This window comes from Actinacidiphila yeochonensis CN732, from assembly GCF_000745345.1.
Classification (GTDB): domain Bacteria; phylum Actinomycetota; class Actinomycetes; order Streptomycetales; family Streptomycetaceae; genus Actinacidiphila; species Actinacidiphila yeochonensis.
The window spans coordinates 35,881-62,045 of the sequence record NZ_JQNR01000004.1 but is presented as its reverse complement, the minus strand read 5'-3'; the positions used below and the strand labels follow the sequence as shown (position 1 = coordinate 62,045).

Here is a 26,165-nt window from a genome sequence, read left to right as displayed (position 1 = left end):
CCGCGACCGGCGAGCCCTGCCCGGTGGCGAGGTGTCCCGGTGCGGGCGGCGGGAAGTCCTCGTCGTGGGCTGCTCGGGTTCTCGGCCGACGCGGCGGGCGCCCGTGCCAGGGCGGCGAGCGGGGCGAACCCCGCCGGGAGTGAGGCTAGAGGCCGTCGGCACGCCGCTCGAGCTCGTCGGCCAGATGCTTCCAGGTGGCCGCGGATTCGCGGGCCAGGTCGGCCGTGATCTTCAGCCAGTGGTTCGGGACGGAGAGTGCGAACTGGTCGAGCCCGTCGGGTCCGAGCGAGAGGATTCCGAGCCACTGGAGAAGGAACCGCCCTCTGCGGGACATCCTCAGCGAAGGGTCCCGGCGCAGGCTGTGCAGCACCTGCTGCTTGCGCCGGTCGTCCGCGGGAGAGTCAGGTGGGGGCAGCGCCCGGGACGCGCTGTGCCCGAAATCCCCGTCCTGCGGGTCCCCGCCGCCTCCGCTCAGCCGCGTGGCCTCGGCTGCGGCTTCCTCCTCCCGCAGCTTCAGACGTACGTTGTGGGCCGTTCCGACGGATATACCGGCTTCTTTGGCGATCTCCCGGAGGGAGGCGCCCGGGTGGCTGCGGATGATCTCGACGGCCTTCTGGCGGCGCGCCGCCCCGTCGAGGGGCCGGACCCGGCCGTCCCGCCCCACCCTGCTGTTCGACTGCGAGAATCTTTCAGTTGAGCGGCCCCGTACGGCGGCGACGGTCGGCGCGCTGAGCCCGGTGACCTCGGCGATCGCACGGTCCGACCAGTTGGGTCGGGCGGCCAGGATGCGCTTGGCGGCCGTCTCCCGCTCCTTGCAGGACAGCGGGAGACCGTGGGCGTTGTTGGACCGCACCGCTTGAACGAAGGCTTCGAACTCGCCTCCGTCGAAGTAGGTCGCCATAATCACGGCATCGCCCCGCAACGCGGCCGCATGCAGGCGGTGCATCCCGTCGATGACGCGCATGGTCGGCCGGTGCACCAGGATCGGAGGCAGGGCGGCTTCCACCTCCGCCAACCTACGCACGTGGTCGTCGGAAAGGCCGGATATCCTCGGTGAATCACCGGGGGTCAACCGGGAAATCAGCAGGGGCGCACTCTCGAATTCCCTTTCCGCACCCACGTCGGACCGGTTGGCTATTTCAACCACGTCGCGCATCGAGCCCCCTCACGCCACACCGTACGGACATAGCAGTCCATAGGTATCACCGCGTTTCCTGGTCCCGATACTACAAGGGGGTCGGGCGTCACACCACTGTGACACATGGGGATCAGGCGGTCGGATAATTGCCATTCTGGACATTTACTGCCGCATATACCGGACCCGACGCACACGCCGGCGACGCGCAGGAAAGATCTGCTCGCCAAACCTCATTATTCAAGGATGGTGTAAAGATATATCGAAAGACTTCGCACCGACGTCCGGCGAAGCGCTTCGCGGGGCGACTCCCGGCGGACCGCGGGCGGAGCCGGAAAGCCCGTCGTGGCGACCGCCCTCGGAGGGCGGCGGCCGCGGCCGGCCCCGAGAGCGCCTGCTGCGGCGCGGGTAGGATGAGGCCCCCCTTCCCGACGTCGCTGGAGACCCTGACCCGCCATGCTCGTCCCATCCGTCATTGACGCGCTGTTTCCCGCGGACCTGCCCGAACCCGGGCACTGGGAGGAACGCTACCCGCCACGCGGGCTGCCGGAGGGGGCCCAGGTCACTCGGCTGGGGCCGTCTCCCACCGGGTTCGTGCACATCGGCGGGATCTACGTCGCCATGATCAACCGCGACATCTCCCGTCGCAGCGGCGGCCCGTACCTGGTGCGCATCGAGGACACCGACCAGTCCCGCGAGGTCGAGGGGGCCGTGGCCCAGTTCGCCGGCGCCTTCGACTACTTCGGGGTGCCCGCCGACGAGGACGACCGCAACGGCGACTACGGCCCCTACCTCCAGTCCGCCCGCCAGCCGATCTACCTCAGCTACGTCCGCGACCTCCTGCGCAGGGACCTGGCGTACCTCTGCTTCGCCACGTCCGAGGAACTGGCCGAGGCCCGGCGCCGCCAGGAGGAGGCCAAGGTTCCCACCGGCTACTACGGCGAGTGGGCGATCTGGCGGGACGCGGAGCCGACCGCCGTGCAGGCGAAGCTGGACGAGGGGGCCCCCTACGTCGTGCGCTTCCGCTCGCCGGGGACCACCGGGGCGCGGGCGTCGTTCACCGACGCGATCCGCGGCCGGCTGGAGCACGAGGACAACCGCAACGACGTCGTGCTCCTCAAGTCCTCCGCCCACCCCCTCCCGCTGCCGACGTACCACCTCGCGCACGCCGTGGACGACCACCTGATGCGGGTCACCCTGGTCGTCCGGGGCGAGGAGTGGATCTCCTCCGTCCCCCTCCACCTCCAGCTCTTCGAGGCGCTGGGCTTCACGCCCCCGACCTACGCGCACATCGCGCCGCTGATGAAGAAGATCCCGGGCGGCAAGCGGAAGCTGTCCAAGCGCAAGGACCCGGAGTCGAGCGTCACGTTCTACGTGCAGGCGGGCTATCCCGCCGAGGCCGTGCTGTTCTACCTGCGCGGGCTCGCCAACGGCCGGCTCGCCGAACTCCCGCTGCCGCAGGCCCTGGAGGAGCCGATCCGGCTGGCGGAGTTCGGAGTGGCCGGCCCGCTGGTGGACCTGGTCAAGCTGGAGGACATCAGCGCCGACCACATCGCCACCCTCAGCGGCGAGCAGATCCTCGCCGCGGTCCGCGCGTGGGCGGCGGAGCACGACCCCGAGCTGGTTCCGGTGCTCGACGCGGAGCGCGAACTCGCCCTGGCGGCCCTGGCCGTGGAGCGGGAGGGCGTCGACAACCCGCGCAAGGACCTGCGGAAGTGGTCGGACTTCCGGACCGCCTACGGCTTCTTCTTCCGGCAGCTGTTCGTCCCGGTCCCCGTCGGCGACCCGCAGTTCGGCGGCATGGCGCCGGATCTCGTCCGGGCGTTCGCGGAGGACTTCGCCGCGGGCTACCGGCACGACGCCGCGGACTGGTTCGACCAGATCCGCGCCCTGGCCGCCAAGCACGGGTTCGCCTCCAGCCCCAAGGAGTACAAGAAGGACCCGGACGCCTATCCCGGCTCGATCCGCGAGGCGTCCCAGCTCATCCGCCTCGCCTTGACGGGTTCCACCCGCAGCCCCGACCTCTTCGCCGTCGCGAACACCCTCGGCGCCGCCGAGGTCGTCCGTCGCGCCCGGGTGCTGGCGGCGTCCTAGGGCCGCGGACGGGAGAGGCGCCGGTGCCGTGACCGGCGCGGTCCGCCCGGTGGCGAGGTGTCCTGGTGCGGGCGGTCGCAAGTCGGCCGGAAGCCCTCGTCATGGGCTGTCCGGGTTTTCGGCCGACACGGCGCGTGCCCGCACCAGGACGGCGCGTTCCCGTGCCGGCGCGGCGCGTGCCCGTGCCAGGGCGGCGAGCGGGGCACACCCTGCCGGGAGGGGCATGGGCACTCCCCTGAGCGTTCTCCGTTCGCCCTGGCCAACGCCCTGGGGTGGAGAGCGCGACGCCGGTACTCCGTGACCGCGGGCCGGACTCACCCCCGGCCAGGGTCGGCCAGGGTCGCCGGGCTCACCGCGCCCGGCCCGAAGCGGTTGCGGGCCCGGTCCGCGGCGGCCTCGACGGCGCGGGCGCGGGCGTCGGCGGGGTCGAAGCTGAGCTGGTGGGTGGCGTCGGCGGCGGGCAGCAGGCGGTCGGCGGTCAGCGCGTAGCCGCGGACCCGGGCGCGTTGCAGGGCGAGGGAGGTCAGGACGCCCAGCGCGGGGGCGGCCAGCAGCGGCGAGTGGGCGGTGGGTTCGGGCAGCGTACGCGTCCGGGTGGTGGCGCTCTGGTCGGCGTACCGGACGGTGAGCGTGAGTCGGCCGGTGACCTGTGTCCCGGTGCGCAGCCTGCGGCCGAGTTCTTCGGCGAGCCCGAGCACGGCGCGGTGGTGCCGCACGGGGTCGAGGCAGTCGCGGTCGAGTACGAGGTCGGCGGTCATGCGTGCCGTGGGGGCCTGCGGGGTGACCGGCCTGGGGTCGTGGCCTCGGACGCGTTCGGCGAGCTGCCGGGCAGTGGCGGCGCCCAGGATTCGCTGGAGGGTGACCGCGGGGGTGCTGGCGACCTGGCCGATGGTGTGCAGTCCGTAGGTGCCGAGCGTGGCCGCGGTGGCCCGGCCGACCCCGGGCAGCGCGCTCACCGGCAGCGGCCCCAGCCAGGCTTCCACCGCCTCCTGCCCGCCCGGGACGCGCGTGGTGCGTCCGGGCGGGGAGGCTGCCGCCGCCATCGCGGCCAGCATCGGGTTCCTGGCCAGTCCCGCGCTGGTCTCGATGCCGTAGAGGGCCGCGACCCGCATCCTGGCCATCTGCACCAGCTCGTAGGGGCTCCGGTCGAAGTAGCGCAGTGCCGGGGTCAGGTCGAGTTGCACCGCGTCGGGCGGGAACGCCTGGACGTGCGGGATGATCCCGTTCAACAGCTCAAGCACCTGCTGGTAGCGTTCCGCGCCGAGGTCGGCGAGCAGGCGCAGGTGGGCGATGTGGTGTGTCCTCATCCCGCGCTCCCCGGGCTACGGTGCCCCAGCTTCCGCAGGTCGGCGGTGCGGGAGCCGACGGGCTGCAGGTCGGCGTAGGGGTGGAGGCGGGCGCCGGAGGTGCCGTTGGCCAGCGTGCGTCCCGGCTGCGCCGGCGTCGGATGGGGGCCGCTCCGGCCCAGCAGCGCGAGAGCGGCCTCGGGCCCGTCGTCGCGCCGGGTGGCGGCGACCTCCTCCAGGTCCCACGCCATGCTGCCGACGATCGTCCTGCGGGTGCCGCGGACCTGGACGGTGCCGCGGACCAGCAGCAGCCCGGAGTGGAAGACGGTATGGGCGCACGCCTCGTGCGAGTCCTCGAAGAAGGCGAGGTCGACCAGGCCGGAGCCGTCCTCCAGGGTGACGAAGATGATCCGCTTGCCCGACGCGATCGGCGGGGTCTGGGTCGCGGAGCGGATTCCCGCCACCAGGACCTGGCGGCCGGCCGGCAGGTCGTCCAGGTGGGCGGCGTCGGTCGCGCCGATCTCCCGCAGCAGTCGGTGGTGGTATTCCATAAGGTGCCGCGAGACGTCGATACCGAGCGTGTGCAGTTCCGCGCCGAGCATCTCCCGACCGGTCATCTCGGGCAGCCCGCCGGACTCGGTAGCGCCGATCACGTCGGTGGTGAGGGGCAGCTGCCCCTCGGCCGCGTCGCGGGTGCGGGACTGCCGGTGCAGTTCGGCGATCTGCAGCAGCCGGTCCCGGCGGGTCAGCCGCCCGTCGGGCAGCGCGTCCAACGCGCCGATCCCGACGAGCTGTTCGGCCACCGGGCGGCTGGGCCTGGCCCGCTGCCAGAAGTCGGACAGTGATCCGTACGGTTGCCCCGCGGCGATCCGTGCGCATTCCTCCTCGCTGATCCCGCGCACCCCGGCCAGCGCGAGCCGCACCCCCCACCGGTCGTTCTCCGCCCGCTCGACGGTGTACTCCGGGCGGGAGCGGTTGACGTCGACCGGCAGCAGGGGCACCCCGCGGCGGCGGGCGTCGGCGACGATCACCCGTTTGGGCCACATGCCCGGGTCGTGTTCCAGCAGCCCGGCCAGCAGGAAGGCCGGGTAGTGCGCCTTCAGCCAGGCCGACTGCAGGGCCGGCACCGCGAAGGCGACCGCGTGCGCCCGGCAGAAGCCGTAGGCGCCGAACGCCTCGACCGTCGCCCACACCTCGTCGCGGACCTCGGGAGAAAAGCCGCGGGCGGCGGCGGCCCGGTGGAACCAGTCCCTGATCTCCGGCAGCTTCTCCTTGTCTCCGAGCAGGCGCCGGCCCGCCTCCGCGCGGTCCTTGCCGCACCCGGTCATCACGTCCAGCGTCTCGATGATCTGCTCGTGCCAGATCGTCACCCCGTAGGTGTCGGCGAGCACCGGCTTCAGGTCGTCGTGGGCGAAGTGCGGGGCGCCGCCGTGCCGGGCGGCGATGTACTGCTCGGGCATCCCGCCGGCCACCGGTCCCGGGCGGAAGAGGCTGATGTCGGCGATGACGTCCTGCACGTCACGCGGCTGGAGGCGGGAGAGCAGGTCCTGCTGGCCGGGGGATTCCAGCTGGAACACGCCGATGGTCTGGCTCTGCTGGATCAGCTTGAAGGCGAAGACGTCGTCCAGCGGGACCTGCTTCCCGTCGTCGAGGTCGATCCGCTCGCCGGTGGCGCGTTCGATCTCGCCGACCGCGTGCGCCATCGAGGACTGCATCCGCACGGACAGGACATCCAGTTTGATGTTGCCCAGGATCTCGACCTCTTCCTTGGCCGCCATGGCCATCGGGTAGTCGCCCTGCGGAGTCGGTTGGACAGGAAGGCGATCCAGCAGGGTCGCGTCGCTGATGATCACCCCGCACGGGTGCATGGCCATGCCGTGGACGAGGGAGTCCAGCCCCTCGGCCAGCTCCCACAGCGGCCCGTAGCCCGGGGCCTCGGCGGCGAGTCCGCCCAGCTCGGGCAGCTCGGCGAGGGCGCTGGTGATGTCACAGGCCCGCAGGTGCGGGAAGCTCTTGGCGATGCGGTCCACGTCGTGCGGCGGGATACCGAGCGCGAACCCGGTGTCGCGCAGCGCCCTGCGGGCCCGGTAGGTCTCGGGCATCGCGGTGACCGCGACCCGCTCGTGGCCGAAGCGGCGGAAGACCGCGTCGTAGCATTCCAGCCTGCGTGCGGACTCCACATCGATGTCGATGTCGGGCAGCCCCTTGCGTCGCTCGCTGAGGAAGCGTTCGAACAGCAGGTGGTGGTCGAGCGGGTTGGCGGTGGCGATGCCGAGAGCGTGGCAGACCATCGACCCCGCGCCGGAACCGCGGGCGGCGACCCGGATGCCCAGCTCGCGGATGTCGGCCACCACCTGCCCGACGGCCAGGAAGTACGAGTCGTAGCCCAGCTTGCCGATGATGCCCAGCTCGCCCTCCATCCGTTCCCGCGCCGCACGGTCCCGTTCCAGGCCGCGGCGGACCAGGCCCGCTTCGCAGCGCTCCCGCAGCAGTCGGGCGGCGGAGCCGGGGCCGGGCCGGGCTCCGACGACCTCCGGCTCGGGGAAGTGCCGGGACCCGACTCCCAGGTCCGCCTTCGGGTCCAGACGGCAGGCCGCCGCGGTGGCGGCGGTTTCGGCAAGCAGCCGACCGGCCCGACGCGGGCCCATGCCGGCGCACTCCACGATCTCCTGTGCCGCCCGTGCCATCTCGCCTTCGCCTTTGAGCCAGCGCTGTCCGCCGTCCAGCCGGCGCCCGTCGATGGGCCGCAGCAGCCGGGCGGCGTCGAGGACGTCGGCGAGCCGGTGCTGGTCGGCGTCGGCGTAGCGGACGGCGTTGGTCAGCACCGCGGTCGTACGGGTCCGGTCAGCGAGTGCCAGCGTCCTGGCCGCCAGCCGCAGGGAGCCGGGGCCGGTACCGGAGCGGCCGTGGACGACCGCCTCAAGACGCAAGCCCTCGCCGAAGATCTCCTGCCAGGGCTGCAGCAGCCGGGCGGCGACGTCCTCCCGGCCGGCCGCCAATGCCCGTACCGGCTCGGAGAGCGGCCCGAGCAGCACGGTCAGTCCGGCGCCGCCGTGCTCGCGCAGCGCGTCCCACGGCACCTGGGCGGGGGCGGCCCGGCCCGCGGTGCCGACATGGGCGGCGCTGGTGATGCGGCACAGCCGCGCCCAGCCCTCGGCGTCCCGGGCGAGCAGCACGAACCGCAGCGGGGGCTCGACCACGTGGGCGCCGCCGCGTACCGGAGTCCTGCGCCGCTGGGCCGGGGGCGGCGGCGCGAGCGCGGCCACGGCGAGGTCGATCCCGAAGACCGGCCGCACCCCCGTCTCCTGGCACGCCTCGGCGAACCGCACCGCCCCGGTGACGGTGTCCCGATCGGTCAGCGCCAGTGCCGTCATCCCCCGCTCGGCCGCCCGCAGAGCGAGCTGCTCGGGGTGCGCGGCGCCGTACCGCTCGGAGTAACCGGACGCGACATGCAGATGGACGAAGTCCGCCATGCCACACCTCCACCCTCCGCCCCTTTTCAGCCATCCGCCCGAAACATTCCTCGTACGTCCGTTCGATTAGCTTAGCGCGGTGCTCCCAGGTCAGCGACTCGAACGCGTCCACATCGAACGATCCGACCACCGACAGCGGTGGCCGGATCACGCCCCCGCACGCCATCTCCGCCGCCCGGCAGCGGACTTGGCACCACGGGACGCGGCGCCGGCGATGCGACCTTTCGAGATGGACGTCACGCAAGCGAACACCTGTCACCCAGGGCTACGAGTGAGAGCGCTGGGTCAGTGGATGGACACGGGGATCCGCCGAATCGGGCACCCCAGGAGCGCGAGGACGCGCATCCGCCGGCGTTCGCCCGCGCGGGCGCCGTACGGGCCGGTGCGCGGCACGCCCCGCCTCCGGTCGGCGACCGCCGACCCCCTGGACCGGGTCGACCACCGTACGGAATCACGCCTGGTCAGGCCGGACTTCCGCACTCGGACGAGTGAATCCGTACGATCCGGCGCTCGATTCGGAACAACCGCCGGACACAGTGCGTTGTCCCGAACACGAACGGTGATCACGATGCGAGGAGCCATGATGTCCCAGTCCCCCGCCGCCAGTCCGCTGCTGGATCTGCTGCGCCAGCAGGGAAACGGCGTTCTCGTCACGATCAAGAAGGACGGCCGGCCGCAACTGTCCAACGTCACCTTCCACTTCGACGAAGCAGAACGGCTCGTGCGCGTCTCCGCCACCGACAGCCGAGCCAAGACCCGGAACCTGCGCCGCGATCCGCGGGCGAGCTTCTACGTGACCACGCCCGACCTCGTGGCCTATCTGGTCGGGGAGGGCGAGGCGGAGCTGACCCCCGTCGCCGCCGATCCCCACGACGCGACGGCGGACGAGCTGGTGGAGGTCTACCGCGCGATAGCGGGCGAGCATCCGGACTGGGAGGAGTACCGGGCGGCGATGGTGGCCGACGGCAGGCTGGTCATCCGGCTGAGGCTCGATCGCGCCTACGGCTGGGGCTTCGCCCAGGGCGGCACCAGCGGGCCCCTGGTATAGCCGGGGCGCTCGCAGCCGAGGTCCCGGCCGGTGGGCCGGGGGGGAAGGGCGCCCCTCCCCCACGGCCCACCGGTCCGGCGCAGGTCAGGCGCAGGTCAGGCGCAGCCTCTCGCGGGTTCCGCGCTCAGCTCGCGAGGAGGGCGCGCTCTCCCGCTTCGAGGGGAAGGGGAAGGGTGTTGCCGGGAGGAGGGAAGGGACAGATGAAGGCGTCGGCGAAGGCGCACGGCGGAAGGGAGGTGCGGTTCAGGTCCAGCGTCAGCGAGCCGTCCGCGGCGGGCTCCGGCGCGTAGAGGAAGCGGAAGTGGAAGCTGCTCTTCCCGCTGGTGGCGTCGGCGATGACGGCCCACAGCCCGCCGTCCTCCTGCACGGTGGCGGACACGGTGCAGGCGGTACCGTCCAGGGAGAAGGAGAGCTCACCGGTCAGCCCCAGCCCGCGCTCACGCCCGTCGGCGTTGGGGACCTGGACGGTGCGCTGCTCGGCGAAGGGCCGGAAGACGGCGGGCACGACCCACTTCGCGTCCCAGTCGAAGGCGTCGATACCCGCGAACGCCTGGCGGGCGGGCGCCTGCGGGTCCCAGAGCCGTACGGCGAGGAACCCCTCCCGGTCGATCGCCAGGGCCTTGCGGCCGTCCGGCAGCAGCAGGGGGCGCCCTTCGGGCTCCAGCACGGTGCCGCCGCCGTCGACCTCGTGGTGAACCAGCCCGCCCTGCGGCCGCCACCGTCCGGGCAGCGCGGGGAGTTCCCCGTCGGGATAGTCGTCCAGCCAGTAGGTTCCGACGAGGGCGAGGGGGCCGTGCGGCGTCGAGACAGCAGCGGTTCGGCGGGCGCGCCAGCGCTCCCACTCCGCCCGGGTCTCGGCAGGGTTGTCCGTACTCATGAGGTTCAAGCCTCGCACACCCGTCCGCCCGCCTCGACTCCAGGGCCGGGGAAGAGGCGGACGGACCGTGTGGACGAAGGCCGGCGGAGGTGTCGGCGGGACAGGCGGGACGTCAGCAGGAGGTCGGCGGGACGTCAGCAGTCGCAGCCGCAGTCGTCGCACCCGTCGCATCCGTCGCAGCAGTTGAGGCAGTCGGCGCAGTTCTGGCAGCAGTCTCCGCAGTCGCATGAATCACATGAATCGCACCACGCGTCGCGCCGCCGGCCGGTCCACGGGTCGGCGTGGTCGGTGCAGCACAGCTGGCAGGTGCAGCACAGACCGGCGTACACCAGGCAGCCGCCGAACAGCCCTCGCCGCCGTGGCGGTTCGGGCGGCGGCGGGACGTCGGGCCCCGCCGGCCCCTGCGGATGCCGCGGCCCGTGGCCGGGGTGAGGCGGCGCCTCGGGGCCGAAGGGCTCGGGCGGAGGACCGTACCGGTCCTGCGCGGCAGGGCGGTGGGCGCAGCGCTCCGTGCCGAAGGCACGGTCCACGGCGCGCTCCACCTCGTGGACGAGGAGGGTGTGGACCAGCCGGGCGCCGGCGTGGTCGGCGAACTCCACGTCGCGCAGGGCGAGACGGACACCGCGCCGGGCGTCGTCGCACAGCCGGCGGGCCTCGGCCGGGGCGGTGCCGGTGACCGCGAGGGGGTTCCACGCCCCGGTCCGGGAGTCGTCGGCGAGGTCCTCGACGGCGTCGAGCAGGTGGGCCAGCCGGCCGAAGAGCCGGCCGGCCTCGGCAAGCGGCTCGGCGTTGCCGGGCCGCCCGGCGAGCACGGCGGTGTGCGCGAAGGCGGCGGCGGTGGCCGTCTCCGTGGGCTCGGTCACCGCCAGCACACTGGTGCCCTGGGTGGCGGCGGCCTCGACCTCCTGCTGCCTGCCGACGGCGTCGACGAGCACGGCGGTGTCGAATCCGAGGTCGCCACCGGTCCGGGCGCCCGCCAGGTCCCAGCGGTCGGCGACCCGGCGGGCCGCGACGGCCACCGGGCGACGGGCGAACAGGCCGTCCCCGTCCTCGACGTGGTCGCGCACCTTCGCCGAGGCGAGCGCCAGGGAGACCGCCGCAGCCAGCCGGGCGCCCTCGCCTCCGGCCACCGGAGCGGTGCGCATCCCGCGCAGCGGGCACGGGCCGGCCGTCCGCCGGCCGCCGTCAGTGGGGCCGTCCTGCGCCTCGACCAGCACCGAGATGATCAGACCGTCGTAGTTGGTGGCCACACGTGCGAACTGGCCGTGTCCGTCGCGCAGGGCGAGGCAGAGCCCGCACAGGTGGGCCGTCCAGGACGCCAGCATGCCCTCCGACATGCGATGACGGCACGGCCTGATGACTCCGAACACACCGCGCCCCCGTATCCCCGTCCCCACGCCTCCGGCCGTGCCGTCATCGTGACCAGCGATCAGGTTTCGGCGGCCGAACGCCGGTCATGTTATCGGCGTGGACCGCGTCGACCCTACGGCCGGACGGCCCATGCTTTCACCCGATCGTGGATGACGTTCCCATCGTCTCGTCAGCTCTCCCGGACCTGCCCCAGCTTGACGGTGCGCCACTATCGTGTGTGCCAGTACCGTCACAACTCGCCCACACGTCGACTATCCCCTTGGCGCATCGCAGTCATCATGGACGACGATAGGACTAAGCGGACGGTATGACCGCGTGCGAGAGAGGAGGCGTCCATGGGTTCGGTTCGACGGGCGAGCGCCTGGCTGGGCCTCGTCGACGACAACGGCGGCGAGGGTTACTACGACGAGGAGTACGCCGACTACGGCGACAGCCCGGAGCGCCCCGACACCTGGGTGACGGACCCCCGGGTCAGGGTGGCGTCGGAGTCGGCCAACGAGCAGGGGCGCCGCATCGCGACGATCACCCCTGACGGCTTCCGCGACGCCCGCGGCATCGGCGAGCTCTTCCGCGACGGGGTGCCGGTGATCGTCAACCTCACCGCCATGGACGCGGCCGACGCCAAGCGCGTGGTCGACTTCGCGGCGGGCCTCACCTTCGGGCTGCGCGGCTCCATCGAGCGGGTAGCCACCCGGGTCTTCCTCCTCACCCCGGCGGACTACTCGGTGATGAGCCCGAACAGCCGCCACCACGGCGACGGTTTCTTCAACCAGAACTGACCCCGGGACGGGCCGTCGCGCCCGGCCCGGGCCGGTCCGGTCCGGGCCGGTCCGCGTCCGCCCGCGCCACCTCGCCGCCACAGGTGCCGGCCTGTCGGATGGCACGCTGCCGGCACGCCCCGCGGCGTGCGGCGGCTCAGCCGCGGAAGGCGTCGAGCCCGGTGAGCGCCTTGCCCAGCACCAGCTGGTGCATCTCCACCGTGCCCTCGTAGGTGAGCACGGACTCCAGGTTCGCGGCGTGCCGCATCACCGGGTACTCCAGCGAGATCCCGTTGGCGCCCAGGATCGTCCGGGCGGTCCGGCAGATGTCGATCGCCTCCCGCACGTTGTTGAGCTTGCCGAAGCTGACCTGCTCCGGCCGCAGGGTGCCCGCGTCCATCCGACGTCCCAGGTGGTGGGCGAGCAGGAGCCCCTTGTGCAGTTCGACCGCCATGTCGGCGAGCTTGGCCTGGGTGAGCTGGAACCCGCCGATCGGCCGCCCGAACTGCTCGCGTTCCCCCGCGTAGCGCAGCGCGGCCTCGAAACATGAGCGGGCGGCGCCCAGGGCTCCCCAGACGATGCCGTAGCGGGCGTTGTTCAGGCAGCTCAGCGGCCCGCGCAGGCCCACCGCCTCGGGCAGCACGGCGTCCGCGGGCAGCCGCACCCCGTCGAGGACCAGTTCGCTCGTGACGGACGCCTGCAGGCTCGCCTTGCGGCGGATCTCCGGCGCCGAGAAGCCAGGGGTCCCGGCGGGCACGAGGAAGCCGCGCACCCCCTCGTCCGCGCGGGCCCAGACGACGGCGACGCCGGCCACCGTGCCGTTGGTGATCCACATCTTGCGGCCGTCGAGCACCCAGTCGGAGCCGTCCCGCACCGCCCGGGTGGCCATCGCGGCCGGGTCCGAGCCGTGGTCGGGCTCCGTCAGGCCGAAGCAGCCGATGACCTCCCCGGAGGCCATCGCCGGCAGCCACCGCTCCTTCTGCTCGGCCGAGCCGTACCGGTGGATCGCGAACATGGCGAGCGACCCCTGCACGGACACCAGGGAGCGGATGCCGGAATCGGCCGCCTCCAGCTCCAGGCAGGCCAGCCCGTACTGCACCGCGGTGGCACCCGCGCAGCCGTAGCCGTCCAGGTGCATGCCGAGGGCGCCGATGGCACCGAGCTCGCGAGCCAGTTCCCGGATGACGGGCAGTTCACCCCGTTCGTACCAGTCGGCGATGTGCGGCATCACCCGTTCGGCCGCCCAGGCACGCACCGTCTCGCGAACGGCGAGGTCCTCCGCGGTCAGCAGGTCGTCCAGGCCCAGCGGGTCGCGGGGGTCGAAGGCGGCCCGGGGGGCGGCTGCTGCGGACATGACGGACCTCCGAGCGAAGAGCCGACCGGGTACCGGCGGATGCCCCGAGCGGCGGGCGGACACCACTGACCGGCTAGGTTAGCCCCGGCGGAGGGCCTTTCCCCCGACAGGGCCCGCGGCGGAGCCGCTCTCCGACGGCTCCCCAGGGCCGAGCGGCTGGGTGTGGCGCCGGGAAACACCGAATAAATTCGAGGGAAATAAGCTTCGAATAAGACGGCTCCGCAGGGGGTATGAGCAGTCGAACATAATCTTCCGAGCCCCGGCGCATTCCACCCCGAAAGACCATCCGCCAAAGGAGTGGTGAGACGCACTCCACATCACATCGTCATTACAAAGCCGCCCCTGCGGCGGTTGTGTGCTGTCACACGCTGTAACGTCGATTGGGTGCGTACCGATTACAGGCTCCACCCCCCGGCGAGGCGCTCGACCGGGAGCAGGATGCCTCAGATGAGCCGAACACGCGTGTGGCTGTTCGGCCTGACTGTGGCGTCCTACGTGGCGATCGTCGTCGGCGTTGTGACCACGTCCAAACTGGTGACGCTGGACTGGCAGGTCATGCTGTGGCGCCCCTACAAGCAGTGGCCGCAGATCCACGCGTTCCTGGACTATTTCGTGGTCCTCGGCCAGCGCGGCCCGACAGCCGTGATGGTGCTCGCCTGGCTGGGCTGGCGCGCCTGGCGCCACCGCACACTGCACCCGCTGCTCGTGCTCGGCACCTCGCTGCTGCTGCTCAACATCACCGTGGGCGCGGTCAAGTACGGTCTGGGGCGGCTCGGCCCGCACTACGCGACCACGGTCGGATCGGCCGAGATGTTCGCCGGCGGGGACATATTTCCCTCGGGTCACACCGCCAACGCGGTCGTGACCTGGGGCGTCCTGGCCTACCTGGCCACCACCCCGCGCGCCCGCCGCTGGGGGTCGGTGGCCAGCGCGCTGCTCGCGCTCGGCGTGGGCGCCACCACCGTCTACCTGGGTACGCACTGGGTGAGCGACGTCCTGCTCGGCTGGGCCGCCGGGCTGCTGATCCTGCTGGCCCTCCCGTGGTTCGAGCCAGCGATGGCCCATACCGAGGAGTGGCTGACCGAGCTGCTGGCTCGCCTCCGGTACCGCCGCGCCCGCGTGAGGACGCCGATGGCGGTGCCTTCGGGGCTCGTCGCGGCACGGCTGGCGGAAGCCGCGGAGGCCGATGCCCCGGCCGCTCCCGCGGCGGCCCTCGCCACGGCCCCGGCGTGCGGCGCGGACGCCCTGAGCGCCCCGCGGCGGCCGGGCCGCCGTCCGGTGGCCGGGGGAAGGGTTCACCCAAGGGCTCGGGGGGCGGCCCGGTGGCGGGCGCGTCCACCGCTCCGGCGCAGGCCGGCGGCCTCACCGGCGGCGACTCGGCGGCCGGCGGCGGCTCCCCGCGGCCCAGGGGCCGGGAGCCGGGAGCGGCACGGCCAGGAGTCAGGGCACGGCGCCCCAGACGGGCGGAGCGCACCCCTCCGGTCGGCCGGGGGCGACCCCCCGCGGCGAGCGCACCCCGCTGTCCCCCGCGGGCAGCAGGCGTCCGCAGGACCGGCAGGCGACGCGCCCGGTGTCGCCCCTCAGCCCAGCCAGCAGCGCTGCACGCGGTCCGCGTCCACGATGAAGTTCAGGCGTCCGACGACGTACTCCATCGTCACCACGGTCCCGGTCGGCAGGCTGCGGACCGTGGTCCAGCCGTGCTCGCGGGCGCGGTCCTCGGCTTCCTGACGGGTCAGTCCCACATAGGCGCCGAGATCGTCGGAGGGATTGCCACCGGGCGGGTTCGGTTCAGGTGCCATACCTGTCACGGTATTCGTCCGAATAGATGTTCCGCAGCCGCAGGAGACCGGGGCGCATGATGACGCGTGCGGGATGCATGAGGGCGACTGCCACAACGTCCGCACAGTCTTCACACGGACGGGCCAATTCTGGTGGTTTGCCGGACACCTGCACGGTAAGGCGCTAAAGCCCCCGGCTTTTCCCTCACGCGCCCGGGGAGCGGGCCCGGACGGACCACGGCCGCCCGGCAGAGGGACCCCCGGCAGAGCGGCCCGGGCAGACAGACCCCCGGCGGAGTGCCCCGCGGAGCGACCGTCGCCGAGAGAACCGGGCCGGCGGGGCCGTACGGGCGTCTCGGACGCGCGCACGACACCTCGGGGGCGTACGTGTCGGCGCGGCCCGCACCCGCGAAGGGGGGTGCGGGCCGCTCGGTGGGAGTGCGCCGGGGGCGACCCTCGCTCACCCGGCACCGGGCCGGGCCCGCTCCGCCAGGCGGCGGTGGGCCCTGCACCGGCCTCGACTCAGGTGACGGTCAGCACCATGCCGGGCTCGACCATGTCCGGGTCGTCGCCGATGAGGGACCGGTTGAGCGAGTAGAGCGCGGGCCAGCCGCCGTGGGTGTCGTACAGCTCGGCGATCCCGCCCAGCGTCTCGCCGGGCTGGACGGTGTGCACGAGGCGCTCGAAGCCCTTGCGGCCGATCTTGCGCGAGCAGACCGGCCAGGCATCCCAGCCCTGGACGCGCAGGACGGCCTCGGCGATGTCGATCTGCTGCTGCGGGGTTGCCAGGTCGGCGCGCCGGGCGTAGGCCAGCCCTCCGAACAGCTCCCACGTCGGCTGCCAGAACTGGAGGCCGCCGTAGAAGGTGTTGCCGGTGTTGATGTGCCAGTCCCCGCTGCTCTCGCACATGGCGAGGTCGTCCCACACCGACCGCTGCCGGGTGAACTCGGGGGTGGTGGTGGCCGCGCGGGCGATCAGATCCATGCCCTGGAGGCCTCCCAGGGGCGACGGCGCCGAGGCGGAGCGGCTGGGCGGCGGAGCGGCCAGCTCCGGCCGGGGAGCGGCTTCTGAGGCGGCCTGGGCGGGCTGGGTGAGCAGCGGAAGCAGCGCGAAGGCGCCGAGCGCGGCGAGGGCCGTGGCGGCGCGGGTACCGGTGGCACGGAACGAGGAGCTCCGGCCCGCACTGCGGATCTGTCGATCGGTCGGCAGATCAGACGAATCCGATGGGCGCGATGAATCGGACAAATTCGACAGTTCGATCATCAGACTACGCTAGGCAGGTCGCCCCCCTGAAACTCCGGCAACACGGCACACGGCCGCGCTCAACCCACCCGGGTGGACCAGGCAGCTCCTGGTTTCGTATCCGACTGGCCATGTGGCCGTTTCCGGGGCCCGCCAGGCGGCCGGAAGTACCGGATGGCAGACCGTGACCCTCCGCGCGCGCTGTCCGTTGACAGAGTGCGCCGGGGACACGCCCGGCGGCCGGACAACCCGCTTCGGACCGTGTTCGCGGCCGCAGCACGGCATTTTTCCAAGGAGACTCCCGTGGCGCCCATGCTCGACGTGAGTGACGAGGTACGAGCCGAGATCGGGGACGAGGAGACCGCGCGGCTCCTCAACGGCGAGAGCTCACCCGGGACGTACGACTGCACCTCCTGCCGCACCCCGGGCGACAGCGGGCAGGAGCGGACCAGCACGGTGCTGTTCGTCGGCGAGGAGACCGCCGTACTCGCCTTCGCGCACGCGAGCTGCATCCCCTCGCAGGTGGTGCCGGTCGCGGAGGCCGACCTCCAGGGCGCGGTGCGCAGCATCAGCCCCGACGCCCCGGGGGCCGGCGGGGAGGCGCCCTTCCCCTCCCAGGCGCAGGTGCCGCCGGCCGACCTCGCACCGCGACAGGCGGTCCTCGGCATCACCTGCGGTCTGATCATCGTCAAGGACCAGTTGCGCCCCGCTCTCGTGGTGGAGCCGACCGGCCCGGTGGCCCGGGTGGGCTCCGTCGGGCAGGGGGACGACTTCCTGCCGCTCCTGATCGAGCAGGGCTTCGTGCCGCAGCTCGATCTGGAGCAGCCGCCGTCCCCGCTGACCGGCTGGTCCGTGCTGCTGGCCATGGGCAAGCTGCACGCCGTCCTCCAGCCCGGCGTGGGCGGCTCCCCGGGTGCCGCCTGGTGGCAGGCACACCAGCCGCTCGCGGTCAGCGACGGCTGGCGGGCCGCGGTCCAGCGCAGCAACGAGGTGTACGTCTACGCCGGCCCCGCCGGCTCCATCGGCCGGCAGCCGCGGGAGGACCTGATGCGCGAGGCACTGGCCCGGGCGTGCGCGCGCGGACAGCTGGTGGCCGCGATGATGCCGCTCTCCGGCACCTGATCAGCGGCCCGGCCGATCGCCCGGCCGGGCAGGTGCTTCGACGGGCCCCGCGGCGGCACACCGCCGGGCCGACGCACGGGAGCCGCTCCGGAGCCGTCCGCCTGCCGTTCCGGACCTCCGTGGCGGCCGTGGCGGCACCGGTCCTGCGGCGGCACCGGGTTGGCCGTGCTTCCCGCGCCCGGTCGGCCGTCGCGTCGCAGCCGGGTGCGGGGACCGTGGCGAGGGCGCGCGTGCCGCGGGCGTGCCGCGGGCGTGCGCGCCGTCCCGCATGCGCGGGTATTGGGCACCATTCCGTCCGGTACTTCGCTGACCAGGTCAAAGATAGGCAATTCAGCCGTGCGGCCCGCATCCCGTCCGGGCTCCGCCTCGTTGGCAGTTACGTGCACAGCTTCGACGCCTCCTCCCGAGCCCCTTACCAGCGCTACATCCCGTCCATGCGCGCGGCGCAGGAACCGGCCGCAGGCGGTGTCAGCAGCACGCCGATCTATGACGCCCTCTACTCGGAGTACCGAAGGCTCTTCCGCACCCTGCCCGGCGACCGCACCGGCGAGGAGGCCATCCAGTTCAAGGGCTTCGGGTCCTGGCACTCGGAGTACCCGCAGGCCAAGCCGCCAGGCCGGCACCGAGGACCCGAGGCCCCCGGCCACGCCGCCGTGCCGCCCGGCGAGGGCCCGGCGGCACTGCCTCCCGGGCGTGGGGACAACCGGATGCTCTGACGGCGCCAGAGAGCCTCTCTGGGCGCCCTGACGGATGGCTGGACCAAAGGGGCGGCCCGAAGGGCGGAAAGGGCCGCAGGAGGCCGTACAGGGGCGTCTGCGACCGCGGCTACCGGCCGGCGACCGGGCGGCGGTGGCCGCCGGGCCCGTTGCTCGTCCCTGTGGAGCCCGGACGCGGGAACGGCCCGTGCCCTCGGAGGGCACGGGCCGTTCCCGCGTCGCCGCCCCTCGGAGGGGCGGCGGACGAGCCGGTACTACTTCTTGCGCCCGCGCTTCTCCCGCACGCGCACCGACACCTGGATCGGCGTCCCCTCGAAGCCGAACTCCTCGCGCAGCCGGCGCTCGATGAACCGCCGGTACCCGGCCTCCAGGAAGCCGGAGGCGAAGAGCACGAACCGCGGCGGCCGGGTGCCCGCCTGGGTGCCGAACAGGATGCGCGGCTGCTTGCCGCCGCGGATGGGGTGCGGGTGGGCCGCGACCAGCTCGCCCAGGAAGGCGTTCAGCTTCCCGGTGGGCACTCGGGTCTCCCAGCCGGCGAGGGCGGTCTCGATGGCGGGGACGAGCTTCTCGACGTGCCGACCCGTGCGGGCGGAGATGTTCACCCGGGGCGCCCACTGCACCTGGACGAGATCGCGCTCGATCTCCCGCTCCAGGTAGTAGCGGCGCTCCTCGTCGAGGTTGTCCCACTTGTTGTAGGCGATGACGACGGCCCGGCCGGCCTCGACGGCCATGGTGACGATCCGGGTGTCCTGCTCGGCGAGGGTCTCGCTGGCGTCCACGAGGATCACCGCGACCTCGGCCTTCTCCAGCGCGGCGGCGGTACGCAGCGAGGCGTAGTAGTCCGCGCCCTCACTGAGGTGGACACGCCGCCGGATGCCCGCGGTGTCGATGAACCGCCAGGTCACCCCGCCCAGCTCGATGAGCTCGTCCACCGGGTCGCGGGTGGTGCCGGCGGTGGCGTCGACCACCACCCGCTCGCTGCCGGCGACCTTGTTGAGCAGGGAGGACTTGCCGACGTTGGGACGGCCGATGAGCGCCACGCGGCGCGGGCCGCCCGGGGCGACGCCCCCGAACTGCAGGGCGGGCGCCTCGGGCAGCGCGTCCATGATGGCGTCCAGCAGGTCGCCGGTGCCGCGGCCGTGCAGGGAGGAGACCGGGTACGGCTCCCCCAGGCCGAGGTTCCACAGCGCGGACGCGTCGGCCTCGCCGGAGGGTCCGTCGACCTTGTTCGCGGCGAGCACCACGGGCTTGCCGGCCCGGCGCAGCAGCTTGACCACGGCCTCGTCGGTGTCGGTGGCGCCGACCTTGGCGTCGACCACGAAGACCACCGCGTCGGCCAGTTCGATCGCGTACTCGGCCTGGGAGGCGACGGAGGCGTCGATGCCCAGCACGTCCTGCTCCCAGCCGCCGGTGTCGACGATCCGGAAGCGGCGGCCGTTCCAGTCGGCCTCGTAGCTGACCCGGTCGCGGGTGACTCCGGGGCGGTCCTCGACCACCGCTTCGCGGCGGCCGATGATCCGGTTCACCAGTGTCGACTTGCCGACGTTGGGGCGGCCCACGACGGCCAGCACCGGCAGCGGGCCGTGGCCGGCGGCGGCGAGGTCGTCGGCGACCTCTTCGAGGTCGAAGCCCTCCTCCGCGGCCAGCTCCATGAACTCGGCGTACTCGGCGTCGCCGAGTTCACCGGCGTCGCCGTGCTCGTATTGCTGGTCCATGAGCTCTCTCCGTGGAACGTCGGTCGGTCTGGCCGATCAGGTGTGGGGTCGTGGGGCGGCTGCCGGGCCGGCTGCCTGCCCCGGCGGTCAGCGGCCGGTGGCCCGCCGGGCGTCCGCGAGGTGGGCGGCGAGGTGCTCCTGGATGCGCACGGTGGCGGCGTCCAGGGCGGTGCGGGTGCGGCGGCCCGAGCCGTCGCCGGCCGCGAACGGCTCGCCGAAGACGACGTCGATCCGGGCCCGCAGCGGCGGCAGCGAGGGGACGGCCCGGCCGGGCCGTCCGCTGCCCAGCACCGCCACCGGCAGCACGGGGGCGCCGGAGCGCACCGCGAAGTACGCGAGGCCGGCCCGCAGCTCGGCGAAGTCGCCGGCGCCGCGGGTGCCCTCGGGGAAGATGCCGAGGACGCCGCCGCCCTCCAGGACCTCCAGCGCCGAGCCGATCGCGGTCCGGTCGGGACCGGAGCGGTCCACCTCGATCTGGCCGATGGCGCGCAGGAACGGGTCGAGCGGGCCGGCGAACGCCTCCTTCTTCACCAGGAAGTGCACCGGCCGCGGCGAGGTGCCGACGAGTATCGGCCCGTCGACGTTGTGCGTGTGGTTGCCGGCGAGGATCAGCGGCCCGGACGACGGCATCCGCCAGGTGCCGAGGACGCGCGGCCGCAGCAGGGTGTTGACCAGGCCGATGCCGATCCCGCGGGCGACCGCGGCGCCTCGTGCGCTCGCCGGAGCCGAGGCGCGCTGCGGGCTCACCTCGCGGCCCGCTTCTCCCCGACCAGCTCGACGACCCGCTCGACGACCTGCTCAAGGGTGAGCTCGGTGGTGTCGACCTCGACCGCGTCCTCGGCCCTGGCCAGCGGGGACGTCTTGCGGCCGGAGTCGGCGGCGTCCCGTCGCACCAGGGCGGCCTGGGTCTCGGCGACGGTCTGCACACCCTTCAGCTCTCCGCTGCGGCGCGCGGCGCGGGCCTCGGGCGAGGCCGTGAGGTAGATCTTGGCGGTGGCGGCCGGCAGGACGGTGGTGCCGATGTCGCGGCCCTCGACGACGATGCCGACGGGCGCGGCGGTGGCCACGGCCCGCTGGATCTCGACCAGGCGGGTGCGCACCTCCGGTACCGCGCTGACCGCGCTGACCGCGTCGGTGACCTCTTGGGTGCGGATCGGTCCGGCGGCGTCCAGGCCGTCGACCGTGATGGACGGCGCCTCGGGGTCGGTGCCCGAGACGATGGCGGGCTTGCCGGCGTGGCCGGCGACGGCCGCGGTGTCGCTGACGTCGACGCCGTTGCTGAGCATCCACCAGGTCATCGCGCGGTACATGGCACCGGTGTCGAGGTAGCTCAGCCCGAGCCGGGCGGCGACAGCCCGCGAGGTGCTGGACTTGCCCGTGCCGGAAGGTCCGTCGATGGCGACGATCACCGGATTTGACACAGCGGGAGGCCTTCCTCGTGCACGGGTTTCGGGGTGAGGGCGCGCCGGCGGGGCCGGATGCCATCCCTCAAGGTTACCGGCCGCCCGGACAGGCCCGCGCCAACCCTGTGGACAACCGCGTCCGGACCCGCCGCGTCCACGCGGGCGCGGCAGGTGCGGGGGCTGTGACCCGGAACACGTCCGGCGCTGGTCCCCTCCCGGCAGCGGGCCCTAACGGCGCAGTGCCCAGCCTCGCTCGCGCAGGGAGGCGGTGAGCACGGGCGCCGAGCGCGGCTCCACCGCGAGTTTGACCAGGCCCGCCTGCTGGCCCGCGGAGTGTTCGATCCGCACGTCCTCGATGTTGATCCCCGCGGCGCCCGCGTCGGCGAAGAGCCGGGCCAGCTCGCCCGGCTGGTCGCCGATGAGCACGTCCACCAGTTCGTATGCCTGGGGGGCGGTGCCGTGCTTGCCGGGGACCCTGGCGCGGCCCGCGTTGCCGCGGCGCAGGATGTCCTCGACGCCGGCGGCGCCGTCGTGCCGCTTGGCGTCGTCGGCGGACTGGAGGGCGCGCAGCGCCGTGACGACCCCGGTGAGGTCGTCGGCGAGGTCGGCGAGCACGTCGGCGACGGGTCCCGGGTTGGCGGCCAGGATGTCGAGCCACATGGCGGGGTCGGAGCCGGCGATCCGGGTCACGTCGCGGATGCCCTGCCCGCACAGCCGGACCGCGGCCTCCTCGGCGTTCTCCAGGCGGGCGGCGACCATGCTGGACACCAGCTGCGGGGTGTGGGAGACGAGGGCCACGGCCCGGTCGTGGGCGTCGGCGTCCATGACGACGGGGACGCCCTGGCACAGGGCCACCAGTTCCAGGGCGAGGTTGAGGACCTCGGTGTCGGTGTCCGGGGTGGGGGTGAGCACCCAGGGGCGGCCTTCGAACAGGGTGGCGGTGGCCGCCAGGGGGCCGGAGCGCTCCCGGCCGGCCATCGGGTGGGTTCCGATGTACCGGCTGAGGTCGCAGCCCAGGGCGAGCAGCTCACGCCGGGGCCCGCCCTTGACGCTGGCCACGTCGAGGTAGCCGCGGCCCAGCCCGCGGGCGACGGCGTCGGCCAGCGTGGCGGCCACGTGGGCCGGCGGCACGGCCACCACGACCAGGTCGACAGGGCCCTCGGGGGCCTCCGCGGAGCCGGCGCCCAGGGCGGCGGCCGTGAGGGCGGCCGACTCGTCGTGGTCGGCCAGGTGGACGTCGACGCCGCGGCTGCTCAGGGCGAGGGCGGCGGACGTGCCCATCAGGCCGGTTCCGATGACGAGAGCGGTCCTCACGGGCGGTGTCCTTGCGGGGTGCGGGGCCGCTCCCCGAGGGGCGGGGCGCGGGCGGGGCGGCTCTGGGCGGCGTTCCGCCGTACCGGTCCGTACCGGGGCGGCGTCACTGCGCAAGGGTAGCGAGGCGGGCAGCTCCGCACCGACCGGTACGCGGATCGGCCACCGGCCGGGCCGCCCCGCGGACGGGTGCGGGCCGGGGCAGGCCGGGCCGCCAGGTGCGGGGCCGGTGCTCTGGGGCCCGGTGCCGGCGTCCCGCGTCCCGGTGCGGACGGACGGCGTCCCGCGTCCTGGTGGCGTCGGCGGACCGGGGTGACGAGGCCGCCGGATCGCGTCCTTGGGAAGGGCGGTCAAGGGTCCTTAGGAGGGCCGGCGACTTCAGGGGAGCGGAATCGGCGGCCTGGGGACATCCGCGGCGTCCTGGCGGCCTGGGCCCGCCGGGGCGGATCGGTCGTCCGGGGCCGGTGGGGCGGGTGGTGGAAAAGCGGGCGGACGGCCGTACGGAGTGACGATAATCGCGCCCATGCACGAGTCACTGGCGGACGGCCCCGGCCTCGACCTGGTCCGGGAGCACACGGTCTACGCGTGTGTGGTGGGCTCGCGGGCCTTCGGGCTGGCCCAGGAGGGCGGCGCCACCGAGCGCCGTGGGGTCTTCGCGGCGCCGGCACCGCTCTTCTGGCGTCTGGACAAGCCGCCCGCACACGTCGCGGGCCCGCTGGAGGACCAGTTCTCCTGGGAGCTGGAGCGCTTCTGCGCGCTTGCCCTCCGGGGGAGCCCCGAGGTGCTGGAGTGCCTGCACTCGCCGCTGGTGGAGTACGCCGACGAGATCGGCCGGGAGCTGCTCGAACTACGCGGCAGCTTCCTCTCCCTGCGGGCCGTGGAGTCCCTCCGCGGCTACGCGCACCAGCGGTCGGCCCGCCTGGAGACCGCCCTCCGCGAGCACGGAGAGCCGCGTTGGAACCACGCCGTGCACCTGGTGCGGCTGCTGCTCAGCTGCCGGGACCTCGTCCGCACGGGACGGCTGGTGGTGGAGGTCGGCGAGGAGCGCGAGCGGCTGCTGGCCGTCCGCCGGGGCGAGCTGCCCTGGGGGCGGGTGCGGTCCTGGGCCCGTTCCCTGGAAGGCGAGATCGACGAGGCCGCCGGCCGCACGCCGCTGCCGGCGGAGCCCGACCGGACGGCGGTGGAGGACTTCCTCGTCCGGGTGCGGGCCCGCTCCGCGCCGGCTGCCCCGGCGCGAAGGGCCGAGGTGCCCGGCGGAGACGGGTCCGTACGGCCCGGGCCGGCCTCCGAGGGCGCCGGGCGGCCACCCGATTGGGTCGTGGCGGGCTCGTGGGGCGCCCCCGCGGACGCGGACCGCACGCCCCAGGGCACGCGGTCGCGCTGACGGCCTCCGGCCCGGGGGAAGCCCCACGGGTCCCGGAGGCGCCGGAAGAGCGCACCGGACGGCCTCCGGCGCGCCCCGGCGCGCACGTCAGCTCACAGCTCGACCTCGCGCATGAGCATGCCGACCTCGGTGTTGGTCAGGCGGCGCAGCCAGCCGGACTTCTGGTCGCCGAGCGGGATCGGGCCGAAGCTGGTGCGGACCAGGCGGTCGACGGGGTACCCGGCTTCGGCGAGCATGCGCCGCACGATGTGCTTGCGGCCCTCGTGGAGGGTCACCTCGACCAGGTAGTTCTTCCCGGTGTTCTGGACGATCCGGAAGTGGTCGGCGCGCGCCCAGCCGTCCTCCAGCTGGATGCCGTCCTTGAGCTGCTTGCCCAGGTCGCGCGGGAGCGGGCCCTGGATGGCCGCCAGGTAGGTCTTCTTGACGCCGTAGCGCGGGTGGGTGAGGCGGTGGGCCAGCTCGCCGTGGTTGGTGAGCAGGATGATGCCCTCGGTCTCGGTGTCCAGCCGCCCGACGTGGAAGAGCCGGGTCTCGCGGTTGGTCACGTAGTCGCCCAGGCACTGCCGCCCGTCGGGGTCCTCCATGGTGGAGACGACGCCGGCGGGCTTGTTCAGCGCGAAGAACAGGTACGACTGGGTGGCGACGGTCAGGCCGTCCACCTTCACCTCGTCGCGCTCGGGGTCGACCCGCAGGCCCTGCTCGGTGACGATCCGCCCGTTGACCTCGACCCGGCGCTGGTCGATCAGCTCCTCGCAGGCCCGCCGCGAGCCCATGCCGGCCCGGGCCAGCACCTTCTGGAGTCGCTCGCCCTCCTGCTCGGCGCCGGGGAAGGTCTTGGGCAGCGCGGGGCCGCGCTTGCTGTGCCGCTCCCGGTTGCGCTCCTCGATCTGGGCGTCCAGCTCGCGGGGCCGCGCCGGGATGGTGCGGCCGCCCCGGCCGGTCGGCTTCCCGCCGCCCGTGCCCTTGGTGCCCGGCTTGACCGCGCCGTCCTTGGTGCGCGGCATGCCGCCGGGCTTGTTCGCGCCGGACTGGCCGGTGCCGCCGACGTCGTAGCGGCGCTCCTCGGGACGCGGCCGGCGCGGCCTCTCGGGCCCGTCACCGCCGCGCCCGTCACGGGGGCGCCCGGCGCCCCCGCCGCCTCCGCTCCGGGGGTTACGGTTGCCGCCGCTGTTCCTGTCGCTGCTTCGCATCAAGGTTCCGTCGTCGAAGGGGTGGCTGGTTCGTCGGGGGCGTCGGGATCGAAGGAGGGAAGCCCCTCCTGGGACTCCGCTTCGACCGCGTCCGCCTCCGGCAGGAACGGGGCGAGCTCCGGCAGCTCGTCGAGGCTGCGCAGGCCCATGCGTTCCAGGAAGTAGTGAGTCGTCCTGTACAGGATCGCACCTGTCTCGGGTTCCGTCCCACTCTCCTCCACCAGCCCCCGCTGGAGCAGGGTGCGCATGACGCCGTCGCAGTTCACCCCGCGCACGGCTGAGACCCGGGAGCGGCTGACCGGCTGGCGGTAGGCGACCACCGCCAGCGTCTCCAGCGCGGCCTGGGTCAACCGGGCCTGCTGGCCGTCGAGGACGAGGCGCTCGACGGCCGGGGAGAACTCCGGACGCGTGTAGAAGCGCCAGCCTCCGGCGACCAGCCGCAGGTCGAAGCCGCGCCCCTGTCGGGTGTAGTCGTCGGACAGCTCGCGCAGGGCCTTGGCGACGGTCCGGCGGGGCCGCTCCAGCACCTTCGCCAGCTGCTCCTCTGTGGCGGGTTCGTCCACCACCATGAGGACGGCCTCCAGCGCCGGCTTGAGTTCCAGCTCCGCGACGGCGGCCGCGAGCAGCCCGGCAGGAGCGCCCTCCCGGGCCTCCCCGCCGCCCGGCCGTCCGGCCTCCTGGGCGGCGCCGTCCGGCCCGGGCTCCTGCCCGGTCTCCGGGTCCGTTCCGGTCGCAGTGGTCATGACGGCTCTCCCTTCCGGCCCTGGGCAGTGCCCTCCGGGTCTTGCACGCCCCCGTCGGCATGCCAGGACGCCGGGGGCTCCTCGTGGCGTTCCTGGGACGTCCCGGCCCCGGCGACCTTGGGGGCCGGATCGGTCCCGGCGACCTCGGGGACCGGAACGGCTGCT

General features: G+C 73.6%; 20 protein-coding genes and 1 pseudogene. 7 read left to right on the top strand and 14 right to left on the bottom strand.

The window, feature by feature from the left end; all coding sequences use genetic code 11:
• Positions 1-145: 145 nt before the first annotated feature.
• A complete protein-coding gene (locus tag BS72_RS36330; RefSeq protein ID WP_051950774.1) occupies positions 146-1,156 on the bottom strand; it encodes a ParB/RepB/Spo0J family partition protein in 1,011 nt (336 codons plus the stop codon).
• Positions 1,157-1,591: 435 nt separating this feature from the next.
• Here BS72_RS36330 and BS72_RS07155 point away from each other — a divergent pair, with 435 nt between their 5' ends.
• Positions 1,592-3,229, top strand: a complete 1,638-nt coding sequence (locus tag BS72_RS07155; RefSeq protein WP_037908057.1) for a glutamate--tRNA ligase — start codon at positions 1,592-1,594, stop codon at positions 3,227-3,229.
• 314 nt (positions 3,230-3,543) lie between these two features.
• Here the strand turns inward: BS72_RS07155 and BS72_RS07150 are convergent, their stop codons facing one another.
• Entirely contained in the window at positions 3,544-4,536 is a 993-nt protein-coding gene (locus BS72_RS07150; protein ID WP_037908056.1) for a DNA polymerase Y family protein, read from the bottom strand.
• A complete protein-coding gene (locus BS72_RS07145) occupies positions 4,533-7,988 on the bottom strand; it encodes a DNA polymerase III subunit alpha (RefSeq protein WP_037908054.1) in 3,456 nt (1,151 codons plus the stop codon). Before BS72_RS07145 ends, BS72_RS07150 begins: the two co-directional genes overlap by 4 nt.
• 583 nt (positions 7,989-8,571) lie before the next feature.
• Here BS72_RS07145 and BS72_RS07140 point away from each other — a divergent pair.
• Positions 8,572-9,036 carry a PPOX class F420-dependent oxidoreductase gene (locus BS72_RS07140; protein ID WP_051950773.1) on the top strand — a complete coding sequence of 155 codons (465 nt, stop codon included), beginning with the start codon at positions 8,572-8,574 and terminating at the stop codon, positions 9,034-9,036.
• 124 nt (positions 9,037-9,160) lie between these two features.
• Here BS72_RS07140 and BS72_RS07135 read toward each other — a convergent pair whose 3' ends face one another.
• Both BS72_RS07135 and BS72_RS07130 read right to left on the bottom strand, forming a co-directional pair.
• A complete protein-coding gene (locus BS72_RS07135) occupies positions 9,161-9,913 on the bottom strand; it encodes a DUF1684 domain-containing protein (RefSeq protein WP_037908053.1) in 753 nt (250 codons plus the stop codon).
• 134 nt (positions 9,914-10,047) lie between these two features.
• Positions 10,048-11,283, bottom strand: a complete 1,236-nt coding sequence (locus BS72_RS07130) for a DUF5685 family protein (protein ID WP_198545801.1) — start codon at positions 11,281-11,283, stop codon at positions 10,048-10,050.
• Positions 11,284-11,619: 336 nt separating this feature from the next.
• Between BS72_RS07130 and BS72_RS07125 the strand changes: the two genes are divergently transcribed.
• Complete coding sequence (locus tag BS72_RS07125; protein WP_037908049.1) at positions 11,620-12,063, top strand: cell division protein SepF; 444 nt, start codon at positions 11,620-11,622, stop codon at positions 12,061-12,063.
• A gap of 136 nt (positions 12,064-12,199) precedes the next feature.
• On the opposite strand, the gene BS72_RS07120 is transcribed toward BS72_RS07125, so the two are convergent.
• A complete protein-coding gene (locus BS72_RS07120; protein ID WP_037908046.1) occupies positions 12,200-13,396 on the bottom strand; it encodes an acyl-CoA dehydrogenase family protein in 1,197 nt (398 codons plus the stop codon).
• Positions 13,397-13,834: 438 nt separating this feature from the next.
• On the opposite strand from BS72_RS07120, the pseudogene BS72_RS39775 reads away from it, so the two are divergent.
• Positions 13,835-14,824, top strand: a pseudogene (locus BS72_RS39775) (phosphatase PAP2 family protein); the annotation flags it as partial.
• 152 nt (positions 14,825-14,976) lie between these two features.
• Here BS72_RS39775 and BS72_RS37850 read toward each other — a convergent pair.
• Both BS72_RS37850 and BS72_RS35230 read right to left on the bottom strand, forming a co-directional pair.
• Positions 14,977-15,195 (bottom strand): I78 family peptidase inhibitor, encoded by a 219-nt coding sequence (locus BS72_RS37850; protein WP_078901115.1) that lies wholly within the window; start codon positions 15,193-15,195, stop codon positions 14,977-14,979.
• 501 nt (positions 15,196-15,696) lie between these two features.
• On the bottom strand, positions 15,697-16,437 hold the full coding sequence (locus BS72_RS35230; RefSeq protein ID WP_078901114.1) for a transglycosylase family protein: 741 nt from the start codon (positions 16,435-16,437) through the stop codon (positions 15,697-15,699).
• Positions 16,438-16,719: 282 nt separating this feature from the next.
• Here BS72_RS35230 and BS72_RS07105 point away from each other — a divergent pair, with 282 nt between their 5' ends.
• Complete coding sequence (locus BS72_RS07105; RefSeq protein WP_107498696.1) at positions 16,720-17,538, top strand: hypothetical protein; 819 nt, start codon at positions 16,720-16,722, stop codon at positions 17,536-17,538.
• Between the two features lie 380 nt (positions 17,539-17,918).
• Positions 17,919-18,254, top strand: a complete 336-nt coding sequence (locus BS72_RS07100) for a hypothetical protein (protein WP_078901113.1) — start codon at positions 17,919-17,921, stop codon at positions 18,252-18,254.
• 254 nt (positions 18,255-18,508) lie between these two features.
• Here BS72_RS07100 and der read toward each other — a convergent pair whose 3' ends face one another.
• From der to BS72_RS07080, 4 genes are all read right to left on the bottom strand, one after another.
• The gene (gene der, locus BS72_RS07095; RefSeq protein ID WP_037908041.1) at positions 18,509-19,969 is read right to left on the bottom strand and encodes a ribosome biogenesis GTPase Der; all 1,461 of its coding nucleotides are present in this window, start codon (positions 19,967-19,969) and stop codon (positions 18,509-18,511) included.
• Positions 19,970-20,056: 87 nt separating this feature from the next.
• On the bottom strand, positions 20,057-20,716 hold the full coding sequence (locus BS72_RS07090) for a lysophospholipid acyltransferase family protein (protein WP_037908039.1): 660 nt from the start codon (positions 20,714-20,716) through the stop codon (positions 20,057-20,059).
• Positions 20,713-21,390, bottom strand: a complete 678-nt coding sequence (gene cmk / locus BS72_RS07085; protein WP_037908037.1) for a (d)CMP kinase — start codon at positions 21,388-21,390, stop codon at positions 20,713-20,715. Before cmk ends, BS72_RS07090 begins: the two co-directional genes overlap by 4 nt.
• A gap of 210 nt (positions 21,391-21,600) precedes the next feature.
• Complete coding sequence (locus BS72_RS07080) at positions 21,601-22,686, bottom strand: prephenate dehydrogenase (protein WP_037908034.1); 1,086 nt, start codon at positions 22,684-22,686, stop codon at positions 21,601-21,603.
• Positions 22,687-23,206: 520 nt separating this feature from the next.
• On the opposite strand from BS72_RS07080, the gene BS72_RS07075 reads away from it, so the two are divergent.
• Positions 23,207-24,067, top strand: a complete 861-nt coding sequence (locus BS72_RS07075) for a nucleotidyltransferase domain-containing protein (RefSeq protein WP_063835997.1) — start codon at positions 23,207-23,209, stop codon at positions 24,065-24,067.
• A 92-nt stretch (positions 24,068-24,159) separates the two neighbouring features.
• On the opposite strand, the gene BS72_RS07070 is transcribed toward BS72_RS07075, so the two are convergent.
• Positions 24,160-25,257, bottom strand: coding sequence for a pseudouridine synthase (locus BS72_RS07070; RefSeq protein WP_037908032.1), 1,098 nt, complete (start codon positions 25,255-25,257; stop codon positions 24,160-24,162).
• Positions 25,257-26,000, bottom strand: a complete 744-nt coding sequence (gene scpB / locus BS72_RS07065) for an SMC-Scp complex subunit ScpB (protein ID WP_078901111.1) — start codon at positions 25,998-26,000, stop codon at positions 25,257-25,259. The genes BS72_RS07070 and scpB overlap by 1 nt, the downstream gene beginning before the upstream one ends.
• Between the last annotated feature and the right edge of the window lie 165 nt (positions 26,001-26,165).